Annotated in this window: 25 protein-coding genes, 1 tRNA gene and 1 riboswitch; of the genes, 9 read left to right on the forward strand and 17 right to left on the reverse strand. The window is 62.4% G+C overall.

Features of this window, described 5'->3' with window-relative positions:
- Nucleotides 1–187: 187 nt before the first annotated feature.
- From IB263_RS17550 to tesB, 3 genes are all read right to left on the reverse strand, one after another.
- The gene (locus tag IB263_RS17550) at nt 188–1,543 is read right to left on the reverse strand and encodes an ammonium transporter (RefSeq protein WP_034802768.1); all 1,356 of its coding nucleotides are present in this window, start codon (nt 1,541–1,543) and stop codon (nt 188–190) included.
- Between the two features lie 28 nt (nt 1,544–1,571).
- Complete coding sequence (locus IB263_RS17555; protein WP_034802765.1) at nt 1,572–1,910, reverse strand: P-II family nitrogen regulator; 339 nt, start codon at nt 1,908–1,910, stop codon at nt 1,572–1,574.
- Nucleotides 1,911–2,144: 234 nt separating this feature from the next.
- Nucleotides 2,145–3,029 carry an acyl-CoA thioesterase II gene (tesB, locus tag IB263_RS17560; RefSeq protein ID WP_034802762.1) on the reverse strand — a complete coding sequence of 295 codons (885 nt, stop codon included), beginning with the start codon at nt 3,027–3,029 and terminating at the stop codon, nt 2,145–2,147.
- 84 nt (nt 3,030–3,113) lie between these two features.
- Here tesB and IB263_RS17565 point away from each other — a divergent pair, with 84 nt between their 5' ends.
- Nucleotides 3,114–4,328, forward strand: coding sequence for a ubiquinone biosynthesis hydroxylase (locus IB263_RS17565; RefSeq protein WP_112976151.1), 1,215 nt, complete (start codon nt 3,114–3,116; stop codon nt 4,326–4,328).
- A gap of 166 nt (nt 4,329–4,494) precedes the next feature.
- On the opposite strand, the gene IB263_RS17570 is transcribed toward IB263_RS17565, so the two are convergent.
- The 4 genes from IB263_RS17570 to IB263_RS17585 all read right to left on the reverse strand — a co-directional run bounded on the left by IB263_RS17570 (nt 4,495) and on the right by IB263_RS17585 (nt 7,110).
- On the reverse strand, nt 4,495–4,683 hold the full coding sequence (locus tag IB263_RS17570; RefSeq protein WP_034802755.1) for a Trm112 family protein: 189 nt from the start codon (nt 4,681–4,683) through the stop codon (nt 4,495–4,497).
- An 11-nt stretch (nt 4,684–4,694) separates the two neighbouring features.
- Complete coding sequence (locus tag IB263_RS17575) at nt 4,695–5,375, reverse strand: LON peptidase substrate-binding domain-containing protein (RefSeq protein ID WP_034802753.1); 681 nt, start codon at nt 5,373–5,375, stop codon at nt 4,695–4,697.
- A 192-nt stretch (nt 5,376–5,567) separates the two neighbouring features.
- On the reverse strand, nt 5,568–6,542 hold the full coding sequence (gene trxA, locus IB263_RS17580; RefSeq protein ID WP_034802750.1) for a thioredoxin: 975 nt from the start codon (nt 6,540–6,542) through the stop codon (nt 5,568–5,570).
- 58 nt (nt 6,543–6,600) lie between these two features.
- The gene (locus tag IB263_RS17585; protein WP_082566535.1) at nt 6,601–7,110 is read right to left on the reverse strand and encodes a prolyl-tRNA synthetase associated domain-containing protein; all 510 of its coding nucleotides are present in this window, start codon (nt 7,108–7,110) and stop codon (nt 6,601–6,603) included.
- 251 nt (nt 7,111–7,361) lie between these two features.
- On the opposite strand from IB263_RS17585, the gene IB263_RS17590 reads away from it, so the two are divergent.
- A tRNA-Gly gene (locus tag IB263_RS17590) sits at nt 7,362–7,436 on the forward strand.
- Nucleotides 7,437–7,602: 166 nt separating this feature from the next.
- Here IB263_RS17590 and IB263_RS17595 read toward each other — a convergent pair.
- The 9 genes from IB263_RS17595 to IB263_RS17635 all read right to left on the reverse strand — a co-directional run bounded on the left by IB263_RS17595 (nt 7,603) and on the right by IB263_RS17635 (nt 14,809).
- Nucleotides 7,603–8,619: an aldose epimerase family protein gene (locus IB263_RS17595; RefSeq protein ID WP_113553585.1), complete on the reverse strand. Its 1,017-nt coding sequence runs from the start codon at nt 8,617–8,619 to the stop codon at nt 7,603–7,605.
- 262 nt (nt 8,620–8,881) lie between these two features.
- Entirely contained in the window at nt 8,882–10,066 is a 1,185-nt protein-coding gene (locus IB263_RS17600) for a VWA domain-containing protein (RefSeq protein ID WP_192438771.1), read from the reverse strand.
- Nucleotides 10,067–10,072: 6 nt separating this feature from the next.
- The gene (gene metA, locus IB263_RS17605; protein ID WP_034802737.1) at nt 10,073–10,999 is read right to left on the reverse strand and encodes a homoserine O-succinyltransferase; all 927 of its coding nucleotides are present in this window, start codon (nt 10,997–10,999) and stop codon (nt 10,073–10,075) included.
- A 61-nt stretch (nt 11,000–11,060) separates the two neighbouring features.
- A riboswitch (SAM riboswitch) is annotated at nt 11,061–11,138 on the reverse strand.
- 241 nt (nt 11,139–11,379) lie between these two features.
- Entirely contained in the window at nt 11,380–11,823 is a 444-nt protein-coding gene (locus IB263_RS17610) for an NUDIX domain-containing protein (RefSeq protein ID WP_034802734.1), read from the reverse strand.
- Nucleotides 11,820–12,659 (reverse strand): MoxR family ATPase, encoded by an 840-nt coding sequence (locus IB263_RS17615; protein WP_192438772.1) that lies wholly within the window; start codon nt 12,657–12,659, stop codon nt 11,820–11,822. Before IB263_RS17615 ends, IB263_RS17610 begins: the two co-directional genes overlap by 4 nt.
- Nucleotides 12,660–12,762: 103 nt before the next feature.
- Nucleotides 12,763–13,143 (reverse strand): RidA family protein, encoded by a 381-nt coding sequence (locus IB263_RS17620; RefSeq protein WP_192438773.1) that lies wholly within the window; start codon nt 13,141–13,143, stop codon nt 12,763–12,765.
- 9 nt (nt 13,144–13,152) lie between these two features.
- A complete protein-coding gene (gene leuD / locus IB263_RS17625) occupies nt 13,153–13,758 on the reverse strand; it encodes a 3-isopropylmalate dehydratase small subunit (protein ID WP_034802725.1) in 606 nt (201 codons plus the stop codon).
- A gap of 155 nt (nt 13,759–13,913) precedes the next feature.
- Nucleotides 13,914–14,330, reverse strand: coding sequence for a glyoxalase/bleomycin resistance/extradiol dioxygenase family protein (locus tag IB263_RS17630; RefSeq protein ID WP_060586520.1), 417 nt, complete (start codon nt 14,328–14,330; stop codon nt 13,914–13,916).
- Between the two features lie 224 nt (nt 14,331–14,554).
- Nucleotides 14,555–14,809 (reverse strand): hypothetical protein, encoded by a 255-nt coding sequence (locus IB263_RS17635; RefSeq protein ID WP_060521435.1) that lies wholly within the window; start codon nt 14,807–14,809, stop codon nt 14,555–14,557.
- Nucleotides 14,810–14,934: 125 nt separating this feature from the next.
- On the opposite strand from IB263_RS17635, the gene IB263_RS17640 reads away from it, so the two are divergent.
- On the forward strand, nt 14,935–15,840 hold the full coding sequence (locus IB263_RS17640) for a CoA ester lyase (RefSeq protein ID WP_112976147.1): 906 nt from the start codon (nt 14,935–14,937) through the stop codon (nt 15,838–15,840).
- Nucleotides 15,837–16,043, forward strand: coding sequence for a DUF1737 domain-containing protein (locus tag IB263_RS17645; protein ID WP_034802710.1), 207 nt, complete (start codon nt 15,837–15,839; stop codon nt 16,041–16,043). Before IB263_RS17640 ends, IB263_RS17645 begins: the two co-directional genes overlap by 4 nt.
- A 257-nt stretch (nt 16,044–16,300) precedes the next feature.
- Here the strand turns inward: IB263_RS17645 and IB263_RS17650 are convergent, their stop codons facing one another.
- Nucleotides 16,301–16,735: a metallopeptidase family protein gene (locus IB263_RS17650; protein WP_034802708.1), complete on the reverse strand. Its 435-nt coding sequence runs from the start codon at nt 16,733–16,735 to the stop codon at nt 16,301–16,303.
- A 169-nt stretch (nt 16,736–16,904) separates the two neighbouring features.
- On the opposite strand from IB263_RS17650, the gene IB263_RS17655 reads away from it, so the two are divergent.
- The 5 genes from IB263_RS17655 (at nt 16,905) to bfr (ending at nt 23,819) form a co-directional block, all read left to right on the forward strand.
- On the forward strand, nt 16,905–17,858 hold the full coding sequence (locus IB263_RS17655) for an ImuA family protein (RefSeq protein WP_112976146.1): 954 nt from the start codon (nt 16,905–16,907) through the stop codon (nt 17,856–17,858).
- Nucleotides 17,773–19,326, forward strand: a complete 1,554-nt coding sequence (locus IB263_RS17660; RefSeq protein WP_246811039.1) for a DNA polymerase Y family protein — start codon at nt 17,773–17,775, stop codon at nt 19,324–19,326. Before IB263_RS17655 ends, IB263_RS17660 begins: the two co-directional genes overlap by 86 nt.
- Nucleotides 19,323–22,691 (forward strand): error-prone DNA polymerase, encoded by a 3,369-nt coding sequence (locus IB263_RS17665; protein ID WP_192438774.1) that lies wholly within the window; start codon nt 19,323–19,325, stop codon nt 22,689–22,691. The genes IB263_RS17660 and IB263_RS17665 overlap by 4 nt, the downstream gene beginning before the upstream one ends.
- Before the next feature lie 359 nt (nt 22,692–23,050).
- Nucleotides 23,051–23,362 carry a (2Fe-2S)-binding protein gene (locus tag IB263_RS17670; protein WP_034803108.1) on the forward strand — a complete coding sequence of 104 codons (312 nt, stop codon included), beginning with the start codon at nt 23,051–23,053 and terminating at the stop codon, nt 23,360–23,362.
- Nucleotides 23,328–23,819, forward strand: a complete 492-nt coding sequence (gene bfr / locus IB263_RS17675) for a bacterioferritin (protein ID WP_034802698.1) — start codon at nt 23,328–23,330, stop codon at nt 23,817–23,819. Before IB263_RS17670 ends, bfr begins: the two co-directional genes overlap by 35 nt.
- The last annotated feature ends 10 nt before the right edge of the window (nt 23,820–23,829 follow it).

A 23,829-nucleotide genomic window follows, 5' to 3' on the forward strand; every position in this document is an offset into this window, starting at 1 on the left:
CAACCTAAGCGGTGTACGGTTAATGCGACATTAACCATGCGTAGTTGGCGCTAAAATAGCAGTCGCAGCCGGACCGATCGGCACGAAAAAAAGGCCCGGAGCTTCCGATCCGGGCCAAGGGCGATCCGCGTGGGGCGGATCGCGACGGGACTGTAGGCGGCGCCGGATTGCCGGCGCCGCGATCCGCTTAGCTGTGGTAGGCGGCTTCACCGTGCGACGAGAGGTCGAGGCCCTCGCGTTCGGCTTCGACGGAGACGCGCAGGCCGACGATCGAGTCCACCAGCTTGTAGAGGATGACGGAGACGACGCCGCACCAGACGATGGTGATGGCAACCGCGGTCAGCTGGGTCATGAACTGGCCGCCCATGGTGACGCCGTCGGCATAACCGATGCCGCCGAGCGACGAGGAGGCGAAGATGCCGGTGGCAAGCGCACCGAAGAAGCCGCCGACGCCGTGGACGCCGAAGACGTCTGCCGTGTCGTCATAGTGGAACTTGTTCTTCACGACAGAGACGAAGAAGTAGCAGAGCGGCGAGACGAGCACGCCCATGACGATCGCGCCCATCGGGCCGGCAATGCCGGCGGCGGGCGTGATGGCGACGAGACCGGCGATCATGCCCGAGGCGGCGCCCAGCATCGAGGCCTTGCCGCGGGTGAAGGTTTCGACGGCCGACCAGGAGAGAATGGCGGCTGCGGTTGCAAGGAAGGTGTTGACGGTCGCGAGCATGGCGCCGCCCGAGGCTTCGAGGTTTGAGCCGGCGTTGAAGCCGAACCAGCCGAACCAGAGCATGGCAGCGCCAACCAGCGTCAGCGTCATGGAGTGCGGTGCCATCATGTCGCGGCCGTAGCCGGTGCGCTTGCCGACCATGATCGCGCCGATCAGGCCAGCCACGCCGGCATTGATGTGAACGACGGTGCCGCCGGCGAAGTCAAGCGCGCCCATGCCGAAGAGCAGGCCGTTGCCGTCCCAGACCATGTGGGCTATCGGGAAGTAGACGAAGGTCGCCCAGAGTACCGAGAAGAGCACGGCTGCGGAGAACTTGATGCGCTCGGCAAAGGCGCCGACGATCAGCGCCGGGGTCAGTGCCGCGAAGGTCATCTGGAACAGCATGAAGATGTATTCCGGAATGACGACGCCTTCCGAGAAGGTGGCCGACGTGCTCTCAGTGGTGACGCCGGCGAGGAACATCTTGGCGAAGCCGCCGAAATAGGGGCTGGTCGAGCCGCCGAAGGCGAAGGAGTAACCGTAGACGACCCAGACGATCATCATCGTTGCGCCGATCACGGTGCACTGCATCAGCACCGACAGCATGTTCTTGGCGCGCACCAGGCCGCCGTAGAACAGCGCGAGGCCCGGGATCAGCATGAAGAAGACGAGAAGCGTCGAGATGAACATGAAGGCGGTATCGGCCTTGTCCGGCACCGGTACGGCTGCGGCCGCCGCCGGTGCCGCTTCCTGCGCGAAGGCCACGGCCGGCGCAAGCAGGGCGGCGGTCATTGCGCCCAGGCGTCCAAGAGAGGTGGAAAGCTTAAGTGATGACATCGAGGTAGTGCTCCCTGAACGGCGTGGTTTACAACGCTTCTGAATCGGTTTCGCCGGTGCGGATGCGCACCGCATGGTCAATGGCGTAGACGAAGATCTTTCCGTCGCCGATCTGGCCGGTCTTGGCGGCTGCGGCGATCGCTTCAACGGCCTTGTCGACGAGTTCTGAAGGAACGGCGATCTCGACCTTCAGTTTCGGCAGGAAGCTCACGGCATATTCGGTACCGCGGTAGATTTCGGTATGTCCCTTCTGGCGGCCGTAGCCTTTGACTTCGGTCACGGTCAGGCCCTGGATGCCGACAGCAGTGAGGGCTTCGCGAACCTCATCGAGCTTGAACGGCTTGATAATGGCCATCACAATTTTCATCTGGTTTCATCCTTGTTCGCCTCCGGCGGAGGCCGTCTCTCCTTGCTGCGGAGCGCCAGAGCGCCGTGCAACCGAACCACGACATTCAAGGGGCGTGCCAGATTCTGACGCTCGACTTAAGGTAATGAAAACAAATAGAAAAAAAGAAAGCCGCAGCACGATTGCTGCGGCGCATCAAAAAATCGTCACTTTAGAAGATTAAAAAATAGGCAGAACGAAGATTCTGCTTATTTCCTATTCAGATGCCTTTTTCCGGATCAGCCCTTCCTGGGCGACGGAGGCGATCAGCACACCGGAACGCGTAAAAAGGCTGCCTCTGGTCATCCCGCGGGCACCATGCGCACTCGGACTGTCCTGGGTATAGAGCAGCCAGTCGTCCATCTTGCAGGGGCGGTGGAACCACATGGCGTGATCCAGGCTCGCCACCTGCAGGTTCCGGTCGAAGACCGAAGTGCCGTGCGCATAGAGCGAGGTGTCGAGCAGGGTCATGTCGGAGAGATAGGCAAGGATCGCTGCCTGGATATGGCGCTCGTCCGGAACCGTGCCGACGGCCTTGACCCAGACATCCTGGATCGGCTTGCCGTCGTTGCGGGTAAAATAGTGCTGCAGCGACGCCGGCCGGATCTCGATCGGCCGCGGCCTTTCCCAATAGCGCCGGATTGCTTCGGGCGCGTGGACGAGAAACTTTTCCTTCAGCTCCTGTTCGCCCGGAAGCGTCTCGGGCATGGCGAGATCAGGCATGTCGATCTGGTGGTCGAAACCGTCCTCGTCGTACTGGAACGAGGCGGACATGGAGAAGATCGCCTTGCCATGCTGGATGGCGACCACCCGCCTGGTGGCGAAGCTCGAACCGTCGCGGATGCGATCTACCTCGTAGATGATAGGTACGGAAGGATCGCCCGGCCGCATGAAATAGGCGTGCAGCGAATGCACGTAACGCCCCTCATCAACGGTTCGCTGCGCGGCGACCAGCGCTTGGCCGATCACCTGGCCGCCGAAGACACGCTGCCAGCCGACCTGCGGGCTACGGCCGCGGAACAGGTTTTCCTCGAGCTTTTCGAGATCGAGAATGGCCAGCAGCGCATCCATGGGGGTGGCGGTCTCGGTGGGGCGCGACATTTCGGCTTTCTCCGATGGTAGGAACGTCGATGGCATTGATCTATATAGACATAAAACGATGCTCAAGTGCGACGGAGAAAGCCGATGCTCGATGTCTTGATTGCCGGTGGCGGCTATGTCGGCCTTTCGCTCGCGGTTTCGCTGAAGAAGGCGGCGCCTCATCTCGACGTGATGGTGATCGACGGCGCGCCGGAAGGCGCCTGGAAGAAGGACCAGCGCGCTTCCGCCGTTGCGTCCGCGGCCGAGCGCATGCTCGACGTGCTTGGCGTCTGGGATGAGATCGCGCCGGAGGCCGAGCCGATCCGCCGCATGGTGATTACCGATTCGAAGGCGGCCGATCCGGTGCGGCCTGTGTTCCTGACCTTCGACGGTGACGGCGGCGAGGGTCGTCCGTTTGCCCATATGGTGCCTAACACGGCGATGGTCGGCGCACTGCGCGGTGCCTGCGCGGCGCTCGGCGTGGTCAATCGCCAGTCGACCATGGTCGAGAGCTTCAAGAGCGGCGACCACGCGGTCGCCGTGACGCTCGCCGGTGGCGAGGAACTCGAAGCACGGTTGCTTGTTGCCTGTGACGGCGTGCGCTCCAAGCTGCGCGATGCCGCCGGCATCAAGACCGTCGAATTCGACTATGGCCAGTCCGGCATCGTCACCACCGTCGAGCACGAGCGGCCGCACGAGGGCACGGCGGAGGAGCATTTCCTGCCGGCCGGGCCTTTCGCCACCCTGCCGCTCAAGAACAATCGCTCGTCACTGGTCTGGACCGAGCGCACCGAGGACGCCGAACGCCTGGTCAAGGGCGACGATTTCCTGTTCGAGGAAGAACTGGAGCGCCGCTTCGGCCACAAGCTTGGTCACCTGAAGGTGGTCGGCGGACGGCGGGCCTTTCCGCTCGGCCTGACGATTGCCCGCGATTTCGTCAAACCACGCTTCGCGCTTGCCGGTGACGCCGCCCATGGCATTCACCCGATCTCGGGGCAAGGGCTCAATCTCGGCTTCAAGGATGTGGCAGCACTTGCCGAAACCATCGTCGAGGCGGATCGTCTCGGGCTCGACATCGGTTCGCTCGCGGTGCTTGAGCGCTACCAGAGCTGGCGGCGTTTCGACACGTTCCGCATGGGTGTTACGACCGACGTGCTCAACCGGCTGTTTTCCAACGACATCACCCCGGTCCGGATCGCCCGGGATTTCGGCCTGGGCCTCGTCGACCGGCTGCCGTCTCTCAAGAGCTTCTTTATCCGCCAGGCGGCCGGTATTGCCGGGGAGACCGATCCGCGGTTGTTGTCGGGTCAGCCGATCTGAGGCTTTACGGCTGGGGTTGCCCCTCTCCTCGGGTTAAACCCGAGGACTAACCCTCTCCCCGCAGGATGGGAGAGGGGACGCCTCGCTGTGTTTGCGGGGAGAAGGTGGCCGGCAGGCCGGATGAGGGGCAGTCGAGAACTCTACGGGTAACGGGCCGACGCGGCCCTCAATCCTCGATCTTGCGTGCTTCCGAGATCAGCATGATCGGCACGCCGTCGCGGATGGGATAGGCGAGGCGCGCCTTTTCCGAGATCAGTTCATTGGCTTCGGCGTGATAGCTGAGGCGTCCCTTGGTCAGCGGGCAGACGAGCAGTTCGAGCAGTTTCGGATCGACCTTGCTGGCGTTGATATCCATCTATCCGTTGCTCACTGCAAAATGCTGTCCATATCGCCGAAGTCGCGCGCAAGAACGATTTCGGTGATGGCGATCAGGGTTTCGGCGCGGGTCTTGAGATCGGGGGCCTCGAGCAGCGCCTGTTTCTCCGCCGGGCCATAGGGCGACATCATCGCCATGGAGTTCACGAGCGTGCGGTTGCTCGCCCGCTCGACGCTTTCCCAGTCGGCTTTCAGCTTGTTGGCTTCGAGATAGGCCTTGAAGGCGGCCAGAAGCGCTGCCCGGTCGACGAGGGTCTCGTCGTCGCGGTTTTCGAGATCTGCCGCAAAGGGGCCGATGCGGAAGCGACGGTAGCCACGCGTACCGCCGACTTCCGAAAACAGCCGGTAGCGGCAGACGCCTGTGAGCGAGGTGATGTAGCGGCCGTCGCCGGTCTCGGCAAAGGAGGTGATGCGACCAATGCAGCCGACCTCGCAGAGCGCCTGCATCGGTCCGGTGGCGGTGTCGTTGCGACCCTCGCAGAAGGACGGCTGTACGATGCCGATCAGGCGGTTGCCGGAAAGGGCGTCATCGAGCATGGCGAGGTAGCGCGGCTCGAAGATGTTGAGGGGAAGCTGGGCGCCGGGAAGCAGCAATGCACCGGTCAGCGGAAACACCGGAATGATCTCCGGCAAGTCCTTCGGACCGAGATAGCGTGCATTTCCGACGTGCATTTCCGATAGACCCTGCCGGTATTCGCTTTGCCCCGCCAAGGAAGCGTGGTCAACCAGATCAAAAGATGGTGCGCTGCTTGAAAATCTCAAGGGACGAGCCCGTCGATCTTCACAGGTGAAGATGGATCGTGATCGGATCCGCTTACGAAAAGGGGCGCAGATAGCGCCCCTTTCAAAAACATGTCTGACGGCTCAGGAGAACAGGATCGACGAGAGCTTGCGCCGCGCGGCGATGGTTGCCGGATCCTTCGGGCCCCAGACCTCGAAGAACGAAAGCAGCTCGCGCCGCGCGCCGTCGTCGTCGTAAGCCCGGTCGCGCTTCATGATCGTGAGCAGATGGTCGGCCGCAGCCATCCGGTCGCCCTCGACGTTGCGGATCTTGGCGAGCAGCACGCGCGCCTCGTGATCATCGGGGTTTGCGGCGAGGCGCCGTTCGAACTCGTTGGGATCGCCGAGCTTGCGGGCTTCCTCGATCTGGTCGAGCTTCTTGCCGATGGCGGCAATGCCGGCGTCCTTGGCAAGATCTTCCGGCAGGCTGGACAGCGCCTCGCGGGCCTCGGCAAGCTGGCCGAGCGCAATCATGCAATCGACCATGCCGGCGATCGCCAAGACATTTTCCGGGTCGGCCTGCAGCACGGCGCCATAGAGGCCGGCGGCGTTCTCAGCATCGCCGGCATCGATGAGCGCCTTGGCGTCGGCGAGAACCGCCTCGATCTCGGCCTTGCTGTCGTCAACGGCGGGGCCGGCGATCTTTTCGATGAACTGCTTGATCTGGCTTTCCGGAACTGCGCCCATGAAGCCGTCGACCGGGCGTCCGCCGACGAAGGCGATGACGGCCGGGATCGACTGGATGCCGAGCTGGCCGGCGATCGAGGGATGATCGTCGATGTTCATCTTGACGAGCTTGACGCGGCCTGCGGCTTCCGTGACCACCTTTTCGATGACAGGGGTCAGCTGCTTGCAGGGACCGCACCAGGGCGCCCAGAAATCGACGAGAACGGGCTGCTGCCTGGAGGCTTCGAGCACGTCCTTGGTGAAGTTGGCAGTGGTGGTTTCCTTGATCAGGTCACCGCCCGACGCGGCCGCCGGCGCCGGCTGGCCGAAGGAGGCCGAAGCCGTCATCTGAGTGCCGAAAGACCCTGCATAGGGATTGTCGCTGCCCGTCATTCTTCTCTCCTCGCCGGCTCGTCCGCCAGCTTACTGCATTCGCGCCAAAGATCGTATGTCAGGCCGTGACTTTCAAGACAAGCGGTTCGTGTCCGGTCGCTTCCATGAAGCGCAACAGATCCTTCGAAGCGATCGAGGTCGTTGCGTCGTTGGAAAGCGGGTGGCAGTTGACGATATCGAACGTCATCAGCGCCTCGTCGAGGATGACCTTGACGTTGCCCCCGGTGTCGTTGATCGCACCGAAGGCGGTTACGGCCCCCGGAATGACGCCGAGATACTCCATCAGCTTCTCCGGCTTGCCGAAGGATACCTTGCTTGCCGCGCCGATCACCTGGTGCACGGTCTTCAGGTCCACCGTCGCGTGCTCCTCGACAGTGAGCAGGAAATAGTTGTCCTTCTTGTCCTTCACGAAGAGGTTTTTCGTGTGGCCACCGGGCATCTCGTCACGAAGCGCCACCGATTCGGCCACGGTGAAAACCGGAGCGTGGTTCTTCGTCTTATGCTCGATTCCAAGTCCATCGAGAAAATTGAAGAGGTCTTCGGCGGTTTTCGGCTGTGATTCACGCATGATTCTCATCCCCAGGGCGTTCGTTTCGTCTCTGCTTTAGGGGAGAAGGCCGTCAGGACGCAATCTCACAGGCGGCGAAGCCGGCCGAAAACGCGGCATTTCCGGGCTTTGCGAAGGGTGTCCAAAAAAATATTCGATTTCTCGTCATTTCCCTGTTGCATTCCAAAATCGCTTAGGCCATATACCGCCCGTCGCCGCAAGACAGCGCCGACGCCACGGTCCACCGACTACCCCCGGACCTTGGATGATGAGCGGGTGTAGCTCAGGGGTAGAGCACAACCTTGCCAAGGTTGGGGTCGGGCGTTCGAATCGCCTCACCCGCTCCAATTTCTCCCAACCACTTCATTTCACAGTCATTTCTGGAATGAAACGGCATTTGCCGTCAGGCATTCCATGCGCCGATAGTGCCGTCCGCACCATGTGGTTCGGACCGCCGAGACGGCTCCTTTTGCATTTTGCCTTTGTTGGTAAAGCCGGTCGCCGTTTCCGCGCTCAGCTCTTCATGAACACATAGTCCGTCTCCTGCCGGCGGATCTCGCCGGGGCGAAGTACCGCGTTCGGGAAGCCGGCGTGGTTGGCCGCATCCGGCCAGATCTGGGTTTCGAGACAGAAGCCGGCAAAGGCGCCGTAGCGGCGGCCCTCGAGGCCGGGGACGGGGATGTTCAGCTTTGCGCCGGTATAGAGTTGCACGCCGGGCTCGGTCGTCAGCACTTCCATCGTGACACCCGAATCGATGCTGCGAGCAAGCGCCACCGAATGTTTCGCCATGCGTTCGTTCGAAAGGCAGAAATTATGGTCGTAGGCGATGCGCTCGCCTTCGGTCTGGCGGCTGAGCCGCGTCATTTCCCGCAGATCGAAGGCAGTGCCCTCGACCGGGCGGATCTCGCCCGTCGGCACCTGGCGTTCGCTGGTGGGCAGATAGTGGTCGGCGGCGATCATGATGTCGTGGCCGAGGGCGTCGGCGCTGCCGTCGAGATTGAAATAGCTGTGCTGGCAGACATTGGCGAGCGTCGCTCGGTCGGTCTCGCTCTCGTAGACGACGCTCAAGACGCCGCCGGGCTTCAGCTGGTAGGTGCAGGTGACCTTGCAATTGCCGGGATAACCGGCGCGGCCATCCGGGTCGGTAATGGCGAGCGTGATGCTGTCGGGCGTCTGCTTTACGATCGTCCAGTTGCGCTTGCCGATATTGTCGCTGCCGCCGTGCAGGTGCGTGACGCCCTTCTCGTTCAGTTCGAGCTGGTAGGCCTCGCCATCGAGCGTGAAGCGGCCGTTGCCGATGCGATTGGCGCAGCGTCCAGGCGTGGCGCCGAGATAGGGCGAGTGGGCGAGGTAGCTTTCGAGATCGGTGAAACCGAGCACAAGCGGCGGCTCATGGCCTTCCAGGCGCAGGTCCTGGATCACCGAGCCCCAGGTCAAGACATGGGCGGTGAGGCCGCCACCGGAGAGCACCACACGATGGACCGGCTCGCCGGATGGCAGGTGGCCGAAGATTTCCGTGTTCTGATGCATATTCACCGCTGGCTCCCACTACAGCGCTGCGCGTCTCCCCAGACGCACAAAGGTCGCCGTACACTTTTGAATTGCTGCATGTTTTGTCCTTGGCTCGGTTAGGATCCAGGGAAACATGCAACGGTGCGATCGCAGCAACCTGCGTCATTTCCAAAGGCACGGCAACCAGAAAATCATACTAAATGCGGCCTGGCGCCGTCTCCGGCCTGAGAGCAAAACATCCAGCTATTCAAGGTGCTATAGCGACCTCTCGGCAGACATGTCAGCGCGACAGCTGCTTGGTGGCCTCCTGCAGGCCGGCGAGCGTCAAGGGGAACATTCGTCCCTCGAACAGGCCCTTCACCATCGTGATCGACTGGGTATAGCCCCAGTGCTGTTCGGGCACGGGATTGAGCCAGATGGAGCGCGGAAAATGTGCCGTCAGACGAGAGAGCCAGAGGGCGCCCGCCTCGTCGTTCCAGTGCTCGACCGAGCCGCCGGGGTGGCTGACTTCATAGGGGCTCATCGAAGCGTCGCCGACGAAGATGGCGCGATAGTCCCCGCCGTAGGTGCGCAGCACTTCCGTCGTACGGGTAATGTCGACACGGCGGCGGCGATTGTCCTTCCACAGGCCCTCGTAGACGCAATTGTGGAAGTAGAAATGCTCCATATGGCGGAACTCGTTGCGAGCCGCTGAAAACAACTCCTCGACGATGCGGATATGATCGTCCATCGATCCGCCGATATCGAAGAACATCAGAAGCTTCACCGCATTGCGGCGTTCCGGCCTCGTCACCACGTCGAGATAGCCGTGTTCGGCGGTGGCGCGGATCGTGCCGGAGAGGTCGAGTTCGTCGGCGGCACCCTGGCGCACCCAGCGCCGGAGCCGCTTCAGGGCCACTTTGATGTTGCGCGTGCCGAGCTCGATCGTGTCGTCATAATCCTTGAACTCGCGCCGGTCCCAAACCTTGACGGCGCGGCGGTGGCGCGACTGGTCCTGGCCGATCCGCACACCCTCGGGATTGTAGCCATAGGCGCCGAAGGGCGAGGTGCCGGCGGTACCGATCCATTTTGAGCCGCCCTGATGGCGGCCCTTTTGCTCCTGCAGCCGCTGGCGCAAGGTCTCCATCAGCTTGTCGAAGCCGCCGAGTGCCTCGATCAGGCGTTTTTCTTCCTCGCTCAGATGCTTCTCTGCGAGCTTGCGCAGCCAATCCTCGGGGATGGTGGCCTCTTCGCTCGCTTCCATCGGGTTGACTGCTTCGAGACCCGAAAAGCAGTGCTGGAACACCCGGTCGAAGCGGTCGATATGGCGTTCGTCCTTCACCAGTGCCGTGCGCGCCAGATAGTAGAAGGCTTCGACGTCGAAGGTGGCGATGCCCGCCTCCATCCCCTCGATCAAGGACAGGAATTCCCGGAGCGTGACCGGGACCTTCGCTGCCTTGAGTTCGAGGAAGAAGGGAATGAACATCTGACCTCAGCTTTTCCCGGTGCCGATCTCCGCGAGATCGTAGGGCGTCGTCTGGTACATCTCGTTGATCCAGTTGCCGAAGAAGAGATGTGCATGGCTGCGCCAGCGGTTCTGCGGCGGCAGGGTCGAATCGTTGTGCGGGAAGTAGTCGTGCGGCATCTTGATCGGCACGCCCGCATCCACGTCGCGGAAGTATTCGTCCGACAGCGAGGTCGAATCATACTCCACGTGGTTGAACATGTAGAGCCGGTTGCCCTTTTTCTCGTGCACGAGGCAGACGCCCATCTCCTTCGATTCCATCAGGATTTCGAGGCTCGGCACCTTGTCGATGTCGGCGCGGCGCACTTCGGTCCAGCGCGAAACGGGGACGGCGAAATCGTCGGAGAAGCCGTTGAGATAGACGGAGGAGCGGTTGAGGTTCTGGTGACGATAGACGCCGAAGGCTTTTTCCTTCAGCGGATACTTCGGCACGTCGTGGAAGTGATAGATTGCCGCCATCGCGCCCCAGCAGACGTTGAGCGTCGAATGCACGTTGGTCTCGGTCCAGTCGAGGATGCGCTTCAGCTCGTCCCAATAGGTGACGTCTTCGTATTCGAGCGTCTCGACCGGGGCGCCGGTGATGATGAAACCGTCGAACTTGCGGCCCTGCACTTCTTCCCAGGTCTCGTAGAAGGAGAGCAGGTGATCTTCCGAGGTGTTCTTGGCGCGGTGCGCGCCGATGCGCACCAGCGACAGTTCCACCTGCAGCGGCGAAGCGCCGATCAGGCGCGCCATCTGGATCTCTGTCTTGATCTTGTTCGGCATGAGGTTCAGGAGCCCGATCTGGAGCGGGCGGATATCCTGACGGATCGCCACGGTCTCGGTCATCACCCGCACGCCCTCATGCGCGAGGGTTTCGAAGGCGGGCAGCGTATCGGGAATCTTGATGGGCATGGGCTTCCACTCGATCAATACAAAAAAACCGGCGGCGATTGATCGCGACCGGTCCTCGGAAATCCAACTTTCCTCGGCCCTTTAGCGACTTGTTTAACGTGGCTGCAAGCCGGCCGGCCAAATCACCACGGAGAATTTGATAGCGCGAGTGGGCCGCGGGGGTCAAGAAAAACGATTCGCGTTGGGGGCGGCTGCCCCTCATCCCGCTGCTGCGACTTCTCCCCGCTGGCGGGGAGAAGTGGCCTTGCCGCACCCGATCGTTCCACGAGTTAAGCTCAGCGGCCGTTCGGCCCATCTTGGTAGCCGGGTTCGCTGTCGGCACGTCTCGGCTTGGGGGCAGCCGTCGTCCTCGTCCCCTCTCCCCGCCTGCGGGGAGAGGGTCAGGGAGAGTGGCTGGTCTGCAGCAGGCGTAGAGCATCCCGCATGCCATAACCCAGCCGGCGGTCAGCCTGATCGATACCGAGCCAAAAGAAACGAAAGCGGATCGGGTCACCGCCGCCAAAGGGCGTCATTTCCTGATGTATCCAGGTCTGCCGTTGCTCGCCGGCAAGGGCGATGTGGAAGTAGTGCCGCCGATGACAGATCGTCCTGCCGTCCTTCGGGTAGTGGTAGTCCTGCGTGACGAGATGGGTGAGTGCTTCCGGCGGCGTCAGCCCGGTTTCCTCGATGAATTCCCGCTGAGCCGATGTCTCCGGGCTTTCGCCTGGTTCCATCGTACCGCCGGGCACCTGCAGCTCGATGTCTGGGAAATCCGGCTCGTCGAAGACCAGCAGGCGGTCCTGCCAGGTGGCGTAGATCAGGACCTTGTGCGCGTCCGGCCTCATCCGTCGCGGCGGGCCATGAAGGCGAGGCGCTCGAAGAGGTGCACGTCTTGTTCGTTCTTCAGGAGCGCACCATGCAGCTTCGGCAGCATGGTCTTGGCATCGGCCCTGAGGTCGGCCGGATCGACCTCGTCGGCGACGAGCAGGCGGATCCAGTCGAGCGCCTCTGACGTGGAGGGCTTCTTCTTCAGGCCCGGCACCTGGCGGATGTCGTAGAAGGCGGCGAGCGCCGCCGAAAGCAGCGTCTTGCGGATGCCGGGATAATGCACCTCGACGATGCGGGCGAGCGTGTCTGCATCGGGGAAGCGGATATAGTGGAAGAAGCAGCGGCGCAGAAACGCGTCCGGCAGCTCCTTCTCGTTGTTGGAGGTGATGATGACGATCGGCCGGTGACGCGCGCCGATCATCTCGCCGGTCTCGTAGACATGGAATTCCATGCGGTCGAGCTCCTGCAACAGGTCGTTCGGAAACTCGATGTCGGCCTTGTCTATCTCGTCGATCAGAAGCACCACGCGGCGATCGGCCTCGAAGGCCTGCCAGAGCTTGCCCTTGCGGATATAGTTCCGGACCTCGTTGACACGCTCGTCGCCGAGCTGGCTGTCGCGCAGCCGCGACACGGCGTCATATTCATAGAGGCCTTGCTGTGCCTTGGTCGTCGACTTGACGCTCCATTCGATGAGTTCGAGGCCAAGGGCGGCGGCGATCTGGCGGGCAAGCTCGGTCTTGCCGGTGCCGGGCTCGCCCTTGACCAGCAGCGGCCGCTCCAGCCGGATCGCGGCGTTGACGGCGATCATCAGGTCCCTGTCGGCGATATAGTCGGCGGTGCCTTGAAATTGCATGGGCGTCTTCCGGTTCAGCGTAAGTCAGGCGAAGTCATGCCCTATGGACTATCGCATAATGGCTTAAATCGGAATCGTTTTGAGGGTAGGCGCGATCAAGGGGTCAGCCGCGAAGCGCGGTGACCTCGATCTCGATCAGCATTTCCGGGCGGATCAGGTCGCAGACGATCATCGTTGCGGCCGGGCGGATCTCGCCGAAGACTTCGCCGAAGATCGGGAACACCCGGTCGGCGAAGCTGGCATCGGTGACGTAATAGTGGTTGCGCACCACGTCCTTCATCGAGAAGCCCGCTTCCTTCAGCGCGCCCTCGATCGTCTTCAGGCAATTGCGCGCCTGCTCTTCCACCGTCTCGGGCATGGCCATGGTGGCGTAGTCATAGCCGGTCGTTCCGGAGACGAAGCACCAGTCACCCATCGCGACGGTACGCGAATAGCCTGCCGTCTTTTCGAAGGGCGAGCCCGAGGAGATGAGCTTGCGCGCCATATCTTCGTTTTAAGCCCAGGGGCGCGCGGCGCCGACCGTCTTTTCGAAGCTGTCGATGGCGGTTGCCTTTTCCAGCGTCAGGCCGATGTCGTCGAGGCCGTTCAAGAGGCAGTGACGCTTGAAGGCGTCGACCTCGAACTTGACCGAACCGCCGTCCGGACCGGTGATTTCCTGGGATTCCAGGTCGACCGAGAGGATGGCGTTGGAGCCGCGCGAGGCGTCGTCCATCAGCTTGTCGAGGTCAGCCTGGCTGACGACGATCGGCAGGATGCCGTTCTTGAAACAGTTGTTGTAGAAGATGTCGGCAAAGGACGTGGAGATCACGCAGCGGATGCCGAAGTCGAGCAGCGCCCACGGAGCATGCTCGCGCGAGGAGCCGCAGCCGAAGTTATCGCCGGCAACGAGAATGCTGGCGTTCTGGTAGGCCGGCTTGTTGAGCACGAAGTCCGGGTTGACCGAGCCGTCTTCATTGTAGCGGGCTTCGGCGAAGAGGCCCTTGCCAAGGCCGGTGCGCTTGATCGTCTTCAGGTAGTCCTTCGGAATGATCATGTCCGTGTCGATGTTGACGACGGGGAGGGGGGCGGCGACACCGGTGAGCTTGACGAATTTTTCCATAACTTCAGGCCTTCGATTTCAGAAGAATGTTGCGCTAGCGTTTAGATGAGTTTTGCGCCGAAATGAAGGAAAATCTGTTCAAATACACTTCGCCGGGCGGGTGAAAATGCCCGCCCGGCGAGAGCTTCGTCCGGATCTCGATTGTCTGCAGGGACTTAGCTTGCCTTCACCGGGCTGTTCATGGCCCAGAGAACGCCGAAGGGATCGCGGAGCTGGCCGTAGCGGTCGCCCCAGAACATCACCTCGATCGGCATCACGACCTCGGTGCCGGCGGCAACCGCACGGTCCCACCAGGCATCGATGTCGTCGACGGTGAGCGTCAGGGTGAAGGCCTGCGGCTTTTCCAGCGGATGGCCGTATTCCGGATAGGCATCGGCGAGCATCAGCGAGCTGCCGTTGACATAGAGGTGGATGTGCATCGTGCGGCCCTGCTCGTCGAGCGGGTGCCGGCCCACTTCCTTGGCCCCGAAGGCGCTCTGGTAGAATTCGGACGCCTTGGCGGCGCCATCGACCTGAAGATAGGGCAGAAGGCCGTTGAGGACCGGTGCCGGCTGCTGCGTCTGGGTATCCATATCGTTCTCCATCCTGTTCGAAGAGCCAGGACCGTGCTGGCCTGCCTCAAGGACGGACATGGAATCTCCGATCCGACATGGGGTCGAAAAAAAATCGCAGCCGGCTGCATGACGGTTTTTGAAGTCCGCCAACAGGGTTCGAGCCGATCACGGATCGGCCCGATTGCAATGATCGCCGGGGATCGATTCCGACGCCCGGGGATCGATTTCGACACCCAGGGGGATCAGAGGTCGATGATCGTGCCGCGGCCGTCGTTCCAGATGCGCATCTCGCGCTGGCCCTGGGCCGCACCTGCGGCAGCGGGGCGCGCGGTGGCGCGGGCAGGCCTGAAATTCAGCCGGGTGGCAATGGCGCTGCCGACCACGACGACGGCGGCGATGCCGGCCAGTGCCAGCGCCAGCGAGGCGGTAAGCACAAAGGCCGCGAACGTGATGGTCAGGGCTGCGGCCGTAAAGAGAACAGAGCGAATGCTTTGCATAATCGTCACCTTTCTGATGGCGATGTGGGGGCGCGCCTTCGGACTTGCAAGAGGCGGGCTTTCGAAAGGGGTGCGGCGGTTCGCCTCGTCTTGCGGAACGCGGCAAAGGCGGGCACAACTGAAGCATGAACAAATCGAGCGAACATCACCCTGTACGCCTGCGCCGCTCGGTGCTTTGCGTGCCGGCCGACAATGCCCGCGCGCTTGCCAAGGTCCCGGAACTCGCGACGGATGTCGCGATCTTCGATCTCGAGGATGCGGTAGCGCCCGAGCGCAAGGTGGAAGCGCGTGCGGCGCTGGTGCAGTATCTGACGGAAAGCCGGCCGGATTGCGAGATTGTCATTCGCATCAATGCGATCGGCTCCGACTATGGTCAGGGCGATCTTGCTGCGGCGCTTGCGGCCAATCCCGACGCCATCCTGTTGCCGAAGGTCGAAAGCCCGGCGGATATCCAGGCGGCGGCCGACTGGCTCGACGAGAACGATGCGCCGGAGACGCTGCGCCTCTGGGCAATGATCGAGACGCCACGCGGGGTGATCAACGCGCCGGCAATCGCCGAGGCCGGCCGTACCTTCAGTGGCAGGCTCGATTGTTTCGTCGTCGGCCTCAACGACCTGCGCAAGGAGACCGGCGTTCCGGATCGTCCGGGCCGGCCCTATCTCGTCCCCTGGCTGATGCAGATCCTGCTTGCTGCGCGCGGCGGCGGGCTCGATGTCATCGACGCCGTGTTCAACGATTTTCGCGATGGTGCCGGCTTCGACGAGGAATGCCGGCAGGGCCGCGACATGGGCTATGACGGCAAAATGCTGATCCATCCAGCGCAGATCGGCCCGGCGAACGAGCGCTTCGGCGTCGATCAGATCGCCGTCGACGAGGCGCGCGCGATCATCGCCGCCTTTGCGCTGCTCGAAAACGCCGGCAAGGGCGTCATCAACCTCAGCGGTCGGATGGTCGAACGGCTGCATCTGGACCAGGCCGTCACACTTGCCGCCAAGGCGGACCTCATCGAAAAACGAAAGACAAGATCTTGAAACTCTTCCGCTTCCTGACCGGCCCTGACGACGCTTCCTTCTGCCACAAGGTGACGGCGGCGCTAAACCAGGGCTGGAGCCTGCATGGCTCGCCCACCTATGCTTTCAATGCCGACACGCAGCACATGCAGTGCGGCCAGGCGGTGGTGAAGGAGGTCGAGGGCAAGGAATACACCCCGGATATCAAGCTGTCGGAGCAGTAGTCGAGGCTGTTTGCCGTCGTGCAGGTTTGCCCCTCTCCTCGGGTTTAGCCCGAGGACTAACCCTCTCCCTGCAGGCGGGGCGAGGGGACGCGGTTGATGCTCACAATCGGCGTGTGAGGCCTGCTTTCTGGAATCGGTCGTGCTCCGATTGGGATGCGAACGGTATCGCGAGTTTCCTTCGCCCCGCCTGCGGGGAGAAGGTGCCGGCAGGCGGATGAGGGGCTGCCCTCACCGCGCGATGATAGGCAAATGAAGTGTCAGCCGCCGACGTGCTCGACGCTGGCCTCGATCCGTTCCATGTCGTCGTCGGAGAGGCCGAAATGGTGGCCGATCTCGTGGATCAGCACGTGGGTGATGATGTCGCCCAGCGTCTCCTCGTTCTCCGCCCAATAGTCGATGATCGGGCGGCGGTAGAGGGTGATGCGGTTCGGAAACTGGCCGGTTTCCATGGTGAAGCGTTCGCTGATGCCGCGGCCTTCGAAGAGGCCGAGCAGGTCGAAAGGCGTTTCCAGCGCCATGTCCTCGAAAACGTCGTCGCTCGGGAAGTCGGCAACTTCGATGATAAGGTCGGTCGTCAGCTGGCGGAATTCCTGCGGCAGGTGGCCATAGGCCTCCAGCGCAAGCTGCTCGAAAGTGGTAAGCGTCGGTGCGTGGCGTTCCCGCCAATCATCGGTCTGGTCAATGCGGGCCATAGGCACTCCTTGTTGCCCTCCATATAGCGATTTTGCCTTTGTTTTTCGAGTGTTGAATTCCTTGACCACAGGGACAGGAATAAATTCTTAGAATTGGCTGTTGACTCATTTAGGAAGCTCTGGAATCTAATAGAACATAACATGAACATTCTGATGGGAGTTGACCGTCATGGCCGACACAGCCGTGCAGCGGGAGACGGTACTTTCGCTCCGAGAAACCATAGCCAGGATCGAAAACCGTCGGCTTCCGGGTGTCGTGCGCGCCGCCAAGGCGGCCGATCCCGGCGGCTTCCGTCAACGGGAAGAAGACGAGCCTGGCCGCAAGGCGCTGGCGCTCGGCGTTCCCGATCTGGACCATCTTCTCGAAGGCGGCCTGCCGCTCGAAGGCATGACGGAAATCCGCAATGCCGAGACGCGCGATGCCGGTGCAGCCGCCGGTTTTGCCGCAGCACTCAGCGTGCTCTGTCAACGGGCGCGGCTTGAAAAGGGCGAGCCGGCCGCCCCCGTTCTCTGGATCAGCCAGCCGATGGCTTCCGCCGAGGCGGGCATGCCCTATGGGTTGGGTCTGAAGGCCTTTGGTCTCGATGTCCGCGGCCTCGTCTTCAGCCTGCCACGCACGATAAAGGATGCGCTCTGGATCGCCGAGGCCGCGCTTTCCGTGCCGAGCTTCTGTGCCGTCATCCTTGAAATTCGCGGCAACCCGGCTGCCCTGGCACTCAGCGAGAGCCGACGCCTGCATGTGCGCTCGCGCGCTGGCCACGTCCCCCTTCTGCTTCTGCGCCAATCCGGACACGAGGAGGCGAGCAGCGCCTTCTTCCGCTTCCTCGTCGAGCCGGCGCCGGCGCGCGAGCGACCGCTACCGGATGGATCGATGCTTCGCGGCAGCATCGGCCATCCCGTCTTTCACGTCATTGCCGAGAAGAGCAGGGCTCCTGCGCCGCTCGGCTTCTTCCTGGAGTGGAACCCCCATGACCGCCGCCTTTACCCCGTCGAGCCCCTACCAGCCGCTGCTGCGGCAGATCCAGAACCAGCGCATTCTGTCGCTCACCTTTCCGCATCTTCCGGCCGATCGGGTCGCGCGCAAGCGCTGGGGGAACTCGTGGCTTTCCCGCGGGCGTCCTGAGCATCCGCCCGTCGTCTTCGCCGACAAGGTGAAGAGCGCAATGCGTCTCGTTGCGCTCGATGGTTTCGCTGAAAGGCGTGGGTTTTATATCGGCCAGGGTGTCGCCGAAGCGCGGGCCATGTGTCCCGAGATCGACGTGCTGCCGGCCGATCCCGCCGCCGACCGGGCGCTGCTTGCAGGGCTGGCGGACTGGTGTTGCCGCTACACGCCGCTCGTCGCGCTCGATGGCGACAGCGGCCTCTTTCTCGACATCACCGGCTGCGCCCATCTTCTCGGCGGGGAAAAAGCGCTGCTCGACGATCTGCTCGCTCGCCTCTTTCATCTGGGGGTCGAGGCCCGGGCGGCGATCTCTTCGTCCGCCGGGCTCTCCTGGGCGGTGGCGCGTTTCGGCTCCGACGCTATCCTTGCCGAGGACGAGGCGGCGCGAGCGCTGGCACCCTTGCCGATGGCGGCGCTGCGGCTGCCGCAGGAAACGATCGAAACACTCGGCCGGGTCGGGCTCAAGCAGATCGGCGACCTGATCGAGGCGCCGCGCGCACCGCTCGCCCGCCGGTTCGGCGCAACCCTGCTTCTGCGTCTCGACCAGGCGCTCGGGCGCGAGGACGAGCCGCTGTCGCCACGGTTGCCCGTCGCTGCCCTTTCGGCAGAGCGGCGGCTCGGCGAGCCGGTCCAGGGTGAAGACGATATTTTGGGCCTGACGGAAGAACTGGCGTTGCGGCTGAAACCGGAACTGGAGAAGCGCGGCGAGGGCGGGCGCCTGTTCGAACTGCTGCTTTTCCGCGTCGACGGTGCGGTCTTTCGCATCGCCGCCGGCACGTCCTCGCCGCTCAACGAGCCGCGTCGCGTCGCGGGTCTCTTCCGCGAACGCCTGCAGGCGGTGCACGAAGATCTCGATGCCGGCTTCGGCTTCGAAATCCTCAGGCTTTCGGTGCCGAAGAGCGAAAAATACGAGGTGATGCAGGAGGATTTCTCTGGCACGCCGGATCGCGAGCGTCCGCTTGCCGCCTTCGCCGACCGGGTCATGGCGCGCTTCGGCGCAGAAAGCCTCATGGTGCCGGCGCTCTCGGAAAGCCATGTGCCGGAGCGGGCGGCAAGCTTCCGGCCGCTCACGGATCTGGCGCTGATCGGCAAGGCAGAGGAACCGGGTAACAACATCCCGGCGCCCCTGCTTGCTGCCGCCGCCCGGCCGCAGCGGCTCTTTCCAAGTCCCGAACCGGTGGAGGCGGTGGCCGAAGTGCCGGAGGGGCCGCCGAGAAGCTTTCGCTGGCGGCGCACATTGCACCGTATCGCGCGCGCTGAGGGGCCGGAGCGGATCGCCGGCGAATGGTGGCTTGATGGCGAGCCGGCGCTGGAGCGTGATTATTTCCGGGTGGAGGACGATAGCGGCCGGCGGTTCTGGCTGTTTCGCGAGGGGCATTATGGCGCGAGCGCTCCGCCGCGCTGGTTCATGCATGGAGTCTTCGCATGAGCGACGCTACCCCCTATTTCGAGATCGGTGCCTGGTCGAATTTCTCCTTCCTCGAAGGCGCTTCCCATCCGGGTGAGATGGTCGTTGCGGCGAGCCGCCTCGGTATTGGCGGCCTCGGCATTGCCGATCGCAACACGGTCGCCGGCGTGGTGCGCGCCCATGCGCAGGCCAAGGTGGAGAAGTCGGCTTTCCAGCCCGGTGCGCGGCTCACCTTTGCCGAAGACCTGCCCGACGTGCTCGCCTATCCCTTAAACCGCCGCGGCTGGGGCAATCTCTGCCGAATGCTGAGCGCCGGAAACCTGCGGGCCAAGAAGGGCACCTGCACGCTCTACGAGACCGATCTCATCGAATGGGGCGAGGATTTGCTTCTCGCGGTGCTGCCGGGTCCTGTCATCGGCGCGCCGGAGGCAACCCTGCTTGCCGATTTTCTCAAGCGACTGAAACCGCATTTCGCCGATCGGCTCTATCTGGCGCTGGTGCCGCGTTACGATGGCTTCGATCAGTTCGCCTTTGCCGGGCTTGCAACCATTGCCCGCCATGCGTCGGTCAGGCTCGTCGCCACCAACAGTCCGCTGTTTCATGCCGCCGGCCGCCGGCCGCTTGCCGATGTCGTTACAGCCATCCGCGAGCATGTGACGATCGCGACCGCAGGCTATCGGCTGCATGCCAATGCCGAGCGGCATCTGAAGACGCCCGCCGAAATGATCCGCATCTTCCGCGACTATCCGGAAGCGATCGCCAATACCGGGCATTTCTTCGAGAGGCTGAAGTTCTCGCTGTCGGATCTCGAATATCAATATCCGGATGAGAGCATTCCGGGCGAGACGCCGACGCAGACGCTGCGGCGTCTGACGATGGAGGGCGCGCGCGAGCGTTATCCCGAAGGAATTTCCGAACAGGTTTCCAGGCAGATCGAATACGAACTCGGCCTGATCGCAGAGAAACGCTACGAGCCCTACTTCCTGACAGTGCGCAACATCATGCAGTTCGCGCGCGGCGCCGACATCCTGTGCCAGGGCCGCGGGTCGGCGGCGAATTCCACCGTCTGCTATTGCCTTGGCATCACCGAGGTAAATCCACTTAAGACCACCCTGCTCTTCGATCGCTTCCTTTCGACCGAACGGGACGAGCCGCCGGATATCGACGTCGATTTCGAGCATGAGAAGCGGGAAGAGGTGATCCAGCACATCTACCGCACCTACGGCAAGGAGCATGCGGGACTGACGGCCGCCGTCATCAGCTACCGGGCGCGCTCGGCCGGCCGAGAGACCGCCAAGGCCTTCGGGTTCTCAGAAGACGTGCAGTCGGCGCTTGCCGGTTCCGTCTGGGGCTGGTCGGTCGCCGATCTCTCGGAGCGCGAGGCGCAGGCGGCCGGGCTCGATACGAAGGATCCGACGACGGTGAAGGTGCTCGATTACGCCACCGAGCTGATGAGTTTCCCGCGCCATCTTTCCCAGCATGTCGGCGGCTTCGTGATGACCCGCGACCGGCTCGACGAGGTGGTGCCGATCATGAATACGGCAATGCCCGACCGCTACATGATCGAGTGGGACAAGGACGACCTCGACACGCTGAAGATCCTGAAGATCGATGTACTGGCGCTCGGCATGCTGACCTGCATCGCCCGTGCCTTCAAGCTTCTCGACCGGCATTACAACGAGCAGAAAACGCTGCATCAGCTCTTCAAGGATGACCAGAAAGACGTCTACGACATGATCTGTCGCGCCGATACGATCGGCGTCTTCCAGATCGAGAGCCGGGCGCAGATGAGCATGCTGCCAAGGCTGAAGCCGCGCATCTTCTACGATCTCGTCATCGAGGTGGCGATCGTCCGGCCCGGGCCGATCCAGGGCAACATGGTGCATCCCTATCTGAAGCGGCGGGAGCAGCGGGATAAAAAAATTCCCATCGAATATCCAAGTCCTGAACTGGAGGCCGTGCTGAAGCGAACGCTGGGCGTGCCGTTGTTCCAGGAGCAGGCGATGCAGATCGCGATTACTGCCGCAGGCTTCTCGCCCGGCGAGGCTGACCAGTTGCGCCGGGCCATGGCGACCTTCAAGCGCACCGGCACCATCCATACCTTCCACGAAAAGATGATCGAAGGCATGGTCAGGAACGACTATCCGCGCGATTTTGCCGAGCGTTGCTTCAAGCAGATCGAAGGTTTCGGCGAGTACGGCTTTCCCGAAAGCCATGCGGCGTCCTTCGCGCTGCTCGTCTATGTTTCCTCCTGGTTCAAGACCTGTTATCCCGACGTCTTCTGCGCCGCGTTGTTGAACTCGCAGCCGATGGGCTTTTACGCACCGGGGCAATTGGTGCGCGATGCGCGGGAACATGGGGTCCGGGTCATGCCCGTCGACATCAACCACTCGGTCTGGGATGCCGACCTTGAAGAAGGAGGGTTCGACAAAAGGGCCATCGAGCCGCGCCACCGTGAGATGGAGGACGTGATCAAGACGACGAAGGCGATGCGGCTCGGCTTCAACTCGATCAAGGGGCTAAAGCAGGACGAGATCGAGTTGAAGCTCATCGCTAACCGGGGTGCCGGTTACGCAACGGTGCGCGATCTCTGGCTACGCTCGGGGCTGTCGCGTTCAGCGCTTGAACGGCTCGCCGATGCGGATGCCTTCCGCTCGATCGGGCTCGACCGGCGCAAGGCGCTCTGGGCGGTGAAGGCGCTCGATGAAAAGAGTGCTGCCGAACGGTTGCCGCTCTTCGAGGGCGCGGCGAAGGAGGAGTTGCGGCCGGAGCCGGCGATGGCGTTGCCGGAGATGCTGGCAGGTGAGCAGGTGATCAACGACTATCGCTATCTCTCCTTCTCGCTGAAGGCGCATCCGGTTTCCTTCCTCAGAGATACGCTTGCCGCGCAAGGGATCGTCCAGAGCCGCATGCTGGCGACCGCCCCGGTCGGGCGACGGGTCACGGTTGCCGGGCTGGTGCTCGTCCGCCAGCGTCCGGGTTCGGCCAAGGGCGTCATCTTCATGACGATCGAGGACGAGACCGGTGTTGCCAATGCGATCGTGTGGCCGAAGGTGTTTGCGACCTATCGGCCGGTGGTTATGGGTGCGCGTCTCGTGAAGATCCGCGGCCGGCTGCAGCGCGAAAGCAGCGTCATCCATGTGGTCGCCGAGCACATCGAGGATATCACGCCGATGCTCGGGTTGTTGCGCAAGGAAGCGCGGCGGTTCGGCGCAAGCGAGCGTGCCGATGAGGCATTGAGACCGACCGGCGACGCGCGCATGAAGCGGGCGCAAGGCGACCAGCGCCTACCGATCCCCCGCCATTCCGGCAGCAGTTCCAGCAACCCGGATCGAGCGACAGCCGAGGTGGCCGACGTGATGCCGAAGGGGCGCAATTTCCATTGAAAGCCCGACCCGGCTTTGCCGCCTCTCAATTGTGTGGAGCGGTTTGGGGAAAGGACTGCCAGATACGTCGGAGGGATTCCATGGAATGCTTCCGGCGCAGGTCATGGGCAGGGTTTCCCGCCGTCGCGACCGGAGGTGTGTAAAAATGTCGCAGGCTGTGCGCCTCATGACCCATTCAGGGTTTGCAGGCGCAGTCGCTCAGGAATCTCTAAAATTCTGAAAAGGCGAAGTTTTTTGTCAAGTTTAGAGTCGTTCTAATCCACCCGCAACTTCCGCTCGCGGAGTTTTTAGTTGACACTAAATGTCCTGTTTTGCTTTATGCGCTGATACAGGGCGTTGCGTACGACAGGCGAGACGACATGCTGGTTTGCAGCTGCAATTTCATCACGGAAAAAGAGATCGAGGACACGATCATTGGTCTCCTCGATGAGGACTGTTGGCAGCTGATCGTGCCGGCGAAAGTCTACCACGCGATGGAAAAACGCGGCCGTTGCTGCGGCTGTTTCCCCAATGTCGTCGACATCATCATCCGCACCACCGAGCAATATCACGCGCACCGCGACTCGACGGACGCAGAGATATTTGATTTCATGACCCGCCTCAGACAATTCCACGACGACAACCGGAGGGCGGATCTTGAAAGGCGACAAAAAAGTCATCGAGCAGCTTAACGAAGCGCTCTATCTCGAACTCGGTGCCGTCAACCAGTATTGGCTGCACTACCGCCTCCTCGAAGACTGGGGCTATACGCTTCTCGCCAAGAAGGAGCGGGCCGAATCCATCGAGGAGATGCAGCATGCCGACAAGCTCGTCGCGCGCATCATCTTCCTTGAAGGCCATCCCAACCTGCAGACGGTTGCGCCGCTGCGCATCGGCCAGAACGTCAAGGAAGTGCTGAAGGCTGACCTCGCCGGCGAATACGACGCCCGCACCGCCTACAAGAAATCCCGCGACATCTGTCACGCCGCCGGAGACTACGTCTCCATGAAGCTCTTCGAAGAGCTGCTCGCCGACGAGGAAGGCCATATCGACTTCCTCGAAACCCAGCTCGAGCTGCTCGACAAGATCGGCGAAGAGAAATACGGCCAGCTCAATGCCGCTCCGGCCAATGAGGCCGAAGCCGACTGAGCCTGGTAAA

This window comes from Ensifer sp. ENS03, from assembly GCF_014852035.1.
In the GTDB taxonomy this organism is placed as follows: Bacteria; Pseudomonadota; Alphaproteobacteria; order Rhizobiales; family Rhizobiaceae; genus Ensifer; species Ensifer adhaerens.

Coding starts and splice junctions, on each gene's coding strand:
- IB263_RS17550 (WP_034802768.1), bottom strand. CDS start 1,543: ATGTCATCACTTAAGCTTTCCACCTCTCTTGGACGCCTGGGCGCAATG.
- IB263_RS17555 (WP_034802765.1), bottom strand. CDS start 1,910: ATGAAAATTGTGATGGCCATTATCAAGCCGTTCAAGCTCGATGAGGTT.
- tesB (WP_034802762.1), bottom strand. CDS start 3,029: ATGTCGCGCCCCACCGAGACCGCCACCCCCATGGATGCGCTGCTGGCC.
- IB263_RS17565 (WP_112976151.1), top strand. CDS start 3,114: ATGCTCGATGTCTTGATTGCCGGTGGCGGCTATGTCGGCCTTTCGCTC.
- IB263_RS17570 (WP_034802755.1), bottom strand. CDS start 4,683: ATGGATATCAACGCCAGCAAGGTCGATCCGAAACTGCTCGAACTGCTC.
- IB263_RS17575 (WP_034802753.1), bottom strand. CDS start 5,375: ATGCACGTCGGAAATGCACGCTATCTCGGTCCGAAGGACTTGCCGGAG.
- trxA (WP_034802750.1), bottom strand. CDS start 6,542: ATGACGGGCAGCGACAATCCCTATGCAGGGTCTTTCGGCACTCAGATG.
- IB263_RS17585 (WP_082566535.1), bottom strand. CDS start 7,110: ATGCGTGAATCACAGCCGAAAACCGCCGAAGACCTCTTCAATTTTCTC.
- IB263_RS17595 (WP_113553585.1), bottom strand. CDS start 8,619: ATGCATCAGAACACGGAAATCTTCGGCCACCTGCCATCCGGCGAGCCG.
- IB263_RS17600 (WP_192438771.1), bottom strand. CDS start 10,066: ATGTTCATTCCCTTCTTCCTCGAACTCAAGGCAGCGAAGGTCCCGGTC.
- metA (WP_034802737.1), bottom strand. CDS start 10,999: ATGCCCATCAAGATTCCCGATACGCTGCCCGCCTTCGAAACCCTCGCG.
- IB263_RS17610 (WP_034802734.1), bottom strand. CDS start 11,823: ATGAGGCCGGACGCGCACAAGGTCCTGATCTACGCCACCTGGCAGGAC.
- IB263_RS17615 (WP_192438772.1), bottom strand. CDS start 12,659: ATGCAATTTCAAGGCACCGCCGACTATATCGCCGACAGGGACCTGATG.
- IB263_RS17620 (WP_192438773.1), bottom strand. CDS start 13,143: ATGGCGCGCAAGCTCATCTCCTCGGGCTCGCCCTTCGAAAAGACGGCA.
- leuD (WP_034802725.1), bottom strand. CDS start 13,758: ATGGAAAAATTCGTCAAGCTCACCGGTGTCGCCGCCCCCCTCCCCGTC.
- IB263_RS17630 (WP_060586520.1), bottom strand. CDS start 14,330: ATGGATACCCAGACGCAGCAGCCGGCACCGGTCCTCAACGGCCTTCTG.
- IB263_RS17635 (WP_060521435.1), bottom strand. CDS start 14,809: ATGCAAAGCATTCGCTCTGTTCTCTTTACGGCCGCAGCCCTGACCATC.
- IB263_RS17640 (WP_112976147.1), top strand. CDS start 14,935: ATGAACAAATCGAGCGAACATCACCCTGTACGCCTGCGCCGCTCGGTG.
- IB263_RS17650 (WP_034802708.1), bottom strand. CDS start 16,735: ATGGCCCGCATTGACCAGACCGATGATTGGCGGGAACGCCACGCACCG.
- IB263_RS17655 (WP_112976146.1), top strand. CDS start 16,905: ATGGCCGACACAGCCGTGCAGCGGGAGACGGTACTTTCGCTCCGAGAA.
- IB263_RS17665 (WP_192438774.1), top strand. CDS start 19,323: ATGAGCGACGCTACCCCCTATTTCGAGATCGGTGCCTGGTCGAATTTC.
- IB263_RS17670 (WP_034803108.1), top strand. CDS start 23,051: ATGCTGGTTTGCAGCTGCAATTTCATCACGGAAAAAGAGATCGAGGAC.